The following is a 4,521-nucleotide window of genomic DNA, read 5'->3' on the forward strand; positions in this document are numbered from 1 at the left end:
TTCACCCCCGGGCATCCCCCGTGGCCCTCCGCTCCCGAGCCGTCACCGAGCGGACAGCCCCACGCCTTTCGTCACACGCGCACGACCCAGGGCCTCCAGGGCCCGGCTGAGATGCCGGGCTTCTCGGAGGAACCATGGGCATGACACGGCGCGAGCTGCTCCAATACATGAGTGTGGCGGCGGCCGCGGGGCTGAGCGGGCCGGGGTGCATCGGCTGGACGCGGGAGGAGGCCATCCCCGTCGACACCTGGCACAAGAGCGTGTGTCGCTTCTGCGGCTCGGGGTGCGAGACGCGGGTGGGCCTGCGGGGCGGGAAGGTGGTGAAGGTCGAGGGCCTCCAGGAGGGGTGGAACCGGGGCCGGCTGTGCATCAAGGGGCTGATGAACCGCGAGCTCCTCTACGTCTCGGACCGGGCGCAATACCCGATGGTGCGCAAGAACGGGCAACTGGTGCGCACCACGTGGGACGAGGCGCTCGACGCGGCGGCGGCGGGCTTCCGGGAGGCCATCGCCCAGGGTGGGCCGGACGCGGTGGCCTACTACGGCTCGGGGCAGCTCTTCACCCAGGAGAGCTACACGGCGAACAAGCTCTTCAAGGGGGGCATCGGGACGAACAACGTGGATGGCAACCCACGGCTGTGCATGGCCTCGGCGGCGTTCGGCTACAAGTCCGTGTTTGGCGCGGACGAGCCCTCGGGCTGCTACGACGACATCGAGCACGCCACGCTCTTCTTCGTCATCGGCGCGAACATGGCCGAGTGCCACCCGGTCGTCTGGGAGCGCGTGCGAGACCGCATCCGCACCCATCCCGAGACACAGGTTATCGTGGTGGACCCGAGGCGCACGCCCACCGCGCGGGATGCCACGCTGCACCTGCAAATCCGCCCCGGCACGGACGTGGCGCTGCTCAACGCCATGGCGTACGAGCTGCTGCGCACCAGGCTGATCGACCCGGCCTTCGTCGAGAACTTCGTCACCTTCCGCAAGGGCACGCCGGACTCGCCGCCGCTGACGCTGGAGGACTTCCAGAAGTTCCTCGAGGACTACGCGCCGGAGAAGGTGTCGGACGTGTGTGGCCTGTCCTCGGCGGAAATCCGCGAGGCCGCGCGCCTCTTCGGCATCACCCAGGCGGCGACGAGCTTCTGGACGATGGGGCTCAACCAGCAGACGCACGGGGTGGCGGCCAACCGGATGATGATGGCGCTGCACCTGCTCACGGGACAGATTGGCCGACCCGGGGCCTCGCCCTTCTCGCTGACGGGCCAGACCAACGCGGGAGGCGGAGTGCGGGACACGGGCACGCTGGCGCACGCGCTGCCAGCGGGGCGACTCGTCTCCAAGGAGAAGGACAGACACGAGATGGAGAAGCTGTGGGGCCTGCCCGAGGGTCGCATCTCTCCCAACCCGGGCCTGTCCGCGGTGCCGATGTTCGAGGCCATGCGCGAGGGCAAGGTGCGCGCGGCGCTGGTGATGGCGACCAACCCGGCGCGCTCGCTGCCCAACGCGGACCGCTACCGCGCGGGCATGGAGAAGGCCTTCCTCGTCGTCTGCGACTCCATCTTCCCCACCGACACGGCACAACTGGCGGACGTCTTCCTGCCGGCGGCCATGTGGGCGGAGAAGGAGGGCGTCTTCTCGCAGTCCGAGCGCCGCTACCATCTCGTGGAGAAGCTGGTGGAGCCACCGGGCGAGGCGCGCTCGGACCTGGACATCCTCGTGGCCTTCGGCGAGCGGCTCGGGCACGGCGAGCTGCTGAAGGCCCGCACGCCCGAGGCCGTCTGGGACGAGTGGCGGAGGATCTCCGCCGGCAGCTCCTATGACTTCACCGGCATCACCTACGCGCGGCTCAAGGAGCTGCCGGGCCTCACCTGGCCGTGCCCGAGCGAGGAGCACCCGGGCACCTGCCACCGCTTCGTGCCGGGGAAGGATCCACTGGCGAAGAAGGAGGGGCGCATCGACTTCTACGCCCGGCCGGATGGGCGCGCCGTCATCTACCTCTCCGAGCAGGGCCCCTTCCGGGAGAACGTCACGAGCGACTACCCGATGATCCTCACCACCGGGCGCCGGCTGGAGCACTGGCACACCGCGACCCTCACCGGACGGATTCCCCAGTTGAAGGACATCCCCACGGACTACCTGGAGATCCACCCCGGGGACGCGGTGGTGATGGGGGTGAAGGAGGGAGACCTGGTGCAGGTGACGAGCGCACGCGGCTCGGTGCGGCTGCACGCGAAGCCCAGCATGCGGGTGAGGACGGGGGTGGTGTTCGCGCTCATGCACTCGACGGAGCACCTGGTGAACGCGGCGACGAGCGACTACTTGGACCCGACCTCGGCGCAGCCCGAGTACAAGATGGCGGCGGTGCGGGTGGAGCGCGTGAAGGAGGGCACGTGATGCGCGCATGGACGGTGCTGGCGGCGATGGCCGCTCCCGAGGCCCCTCACGGCGCCACGCTGGGAGGCACGCTGGAGGTCGTCGCGCTGTGGGCCATCGCCCTGGCGCTGGTGGGGCTGGTGCTGGTGGAGTTCGTCTTCAAGTCGAGGATGGCGCGCTCGACGTACCGGTGGACGCTGTTGCTGGGCCTCTTCATCCTGCCGGGCGTGGCGCTGCTGGGCACCACGGGGCACATGTTCGAATCCATGAAGGAAGTGGAGGCCTGCCAGTCCTGCCACGTGATGGACCCCTTCGTGGTGGACATGCACAACGCCCAGAGCGCCACGCTGGCGGCGCGGCACTACCGCTCGGGAGCCATTCCCGCGAAGCAGTGCTACGCGTGCCACACGGGCTACGGGATTTTCGGCACGGTGGAGTCCAAGCGCGACGGCTTCCGGCACTGGCTGCTGTACGTGACGGACACGTGGAAGGAGCCCCTGACGTACAAGGGCACCTACCCCAACGCCAACTGCCTGTCCTGCCACGCCACCGCGCCTCGCTTCACGGCGGTGGAGAGCCACCGGGCCCTGAAACAGCAGCTCGCGAACGACGAGATGAACTGCTTCACCTGTCACGGACTGCCGCACCCGGCCCGCCCGACTCGCGCTCCCACCCGCGTCACCGCGAACCCGTGAGGCTCCCCATGCGCCTGCCTTCCTCCGACATCCTCATCCGCGCCGCCGTCCTCCTCACCCTGGTGGGGCTGGTGCTGCTGTTGCCCATCCTCTTCTCCATCCGCGCCGCCTGGGTGGGCCTCTTCATGCTGGGCAGCCTGCTGCTCACGGTGTCCATCGGGCTCTACGTGGTGGCCGTGGTGCGCGAGCTGCGCCGCGAAGGTGCGCTGTGAGCCCGGCCATCTCAGGGGAACGCTTCGACCCGAGTCCGCCAGTAGCTCTTGTAGGGGAAATGCATGAAGTCGTTGGTGTTGTCCGTGATCAGCATCGCCCGGTGGCGTAGCGCCGCCGCGAAGACCGCCAGGTCGAAACGAAGCCGATCCCGGCAGGCTCGCGGGGTCTCGTTCTGACGCAGGAGCGGGGGAGCATCGAAATGGAGCTGCCGGTTCAGGTCGAAAAAGCACCGTGCGGAGACCTGATCGAACGGAACGACCTGAAGCCCTCGATCCATGAGATTCGTATCGATGCTGTGCAGCCCCTTGGGCCCCTTCTTCCTGCTGGTGAGTTCGGCATACACGAGCGCGGAGATCAGCGCAGGTCGTCCCTGCTGTCGCGCTCGTTCCACTTCCGGCTGGAGAGCGCTGTTGGTATCAAAGAACAGGGCCTGTGTTGGCACCTCCCCGACGAAGACTATCTCCGGAGGAGGAGGAGGAAGATCAGCCAGCGGATTCTGCATCCGAGCCTTCCTCCCTCAGAAAATCCGCATACCCCTGGGGCCCAAGGAGTTGGTACCCGTGCCGGGTCGGCACAAGGTACAGGTGCTTTCCCTCTTGAATACCTAGCTGCTTCAAGACTTCAGGGGAAAGAGTGACGCCACCGCCTCTCGTGACCGGTAGGCTTTCTTCATCGGCCTGCATCTTGGCAGGAGCGGGGGCAGCCCACCTCGCATCCGTTCCCGATTCCACATCTCGCGAGACGACGATCCGCTCGGCCTCCTCCTCGAAAACCCGGGAATGGCTGGTGACGAAGACCTGATCCATTGGCCCTGCCTCCCCAGTAAACTCGCGCAACTTCTTCCAGAGAAGGCGCTGATTCGGCTCGGAGAGATTCATCTCCGGCTCCTCGATGGCGAGAATCTTGCCGCGGTGGCAGAGCGCGAGGGCTAGCAGTGTCAGCAGTTGCTGGATACCGGTGCCTCGCTCCTCCAAGTCCAACTCAAGCCTATTCTGGCGGGTACGCACGTTGATTTTCTGGTCGGATTGGACAGAAACATTCACAATTCCAATTCCGAGTTCAGGGTCGCGAACGGCCGCGCGCAATTGCTCGAATCTCTCCTGGACCTCCAGATCGGGGCTATTTTTGTAAAGGAACAACAGTTGCTTGAGATTGGAGCCGTGCCACCGGACTTGGCTTTCCCAAGGCGTGTTCCTGTTGAGATGAAGCGTCTCGGTCCCAGGCTCTCGTCTTGTAGTAAC

At 66.6% G+C, this 4,521-nt stretch carries 5 protein-coding genes; 3 read left to right on the forward strand and 2 right to left on the reverse strand.

The annotated features are described in order from the left end of the window. Positions 1–134 precede the first annotated feature (134 nt). The 3 genes from VF794_RS12760 to VF794_RS12770 are packed head-to-tail and all read left to right on the forward strand — an operon-like array spanning position 135 to position 3,279. Positions 135–2,393 carry a nitrate reductase gene (locus VF794_RS12760; protein ID WP_331110117.1) on the forward strand — a complete coding sequence of 753 codons (2,259 nt, stop codon included), beginning with the start codon at positions 135–137 and terminating at the stop codon, positions 2,391–2,393. Continuing rightward, entirely contained in the window at positions 2,393–3,067 is a 675-nt protein-coding gene (locus VF794_RS12765) for a hypothetical protein (protein ID WP_331110119.1), read from the forward strand. Before VF794_RS12760 ends, VF794_RS12765 begins: the two co-directional genes overlap by 1 nt. A gap of 8 nt (positions 3,068–3,075) precedes the next feature. After that, positions 3,076–3,279: a hypothetical protein gene (locus VF794_RS12770; protein WP_331110121.1), complete on the forward strand. Its 204-nt coding sequence runs from the start codon at positions 3,076–3,078 to the stop codon at positions 3,277–3,279. Between the two features lie 11 nt (positions 3,280–3,290). On the opposite strand, the gene VF794_RS12775 is transcribed toward VF794_RS12770, so the two are convergent. Together VF794_RS12775 and VF794_RS12780 are read right to left on the reverse strand one after the other, a co-directional pair. Beyond that, complete coding sequence (locus tag VF794_RS12775; RefSeq protein ID WP_331110123.1) at positions 3,291–3,782, reverse strand: hypothetical protein; 492 nt, start codon at positions 3,780–3,782, stop codon at positions 3,291–3,293. After that, positions 3,763–4,521 (reverse strand): AAA family ATPase (locus VF794_RS12780; protein WP_331110125.1); only part of this gene is annotated, 759 nt, incomplete at its 5' end. The genes VF794_RS12780 and VF794_RS12775, both read right to left, overlap by 20 nt.

Source organism: Archangium sp. (genome assembly GCF_036389735.1).
In the GTDB taxonomy this organism is placed as follows: domain Bacteria; phylum Myxococcota; class Myxococcia; order Myxococcales; family Myxococcaceae; genus Archangium.

What these genes read in the sequence shown, in the direction of transcription:
- VF794_RS12760 (WP_331110117.1), top strand. Translation starts at nt 135, where the DNA reads ATGGGCATGACACGGCGCGAGCTGCTCCAATACATGAGTGTGGCGGCG.
- VF794_RS12765 (WP_331110119.1), top strand. Translation starts at nt 2,393, where the DNA reads ATGCGCGCATGGACGGTGCTGGCGGCGATGGCCGCTCCCGAGGCCCCT.
- VF794_RS12770 (WP_331110121.1), top strand. Translation starts at nt 3,076, where the DNA reads ATGCGCCTGCCTTCCTCCGACATCCTCATCCGCGCCGCCGTCCTCCTC.
- VF794_RS12775 (WP_331110123.1), bottom strand. Translation starts at nt 3,782, where the DNA reads ATGCAGAATCCGCTGGCTGATCTTCCTCCTCCTCCTCCGGAGATAGTC.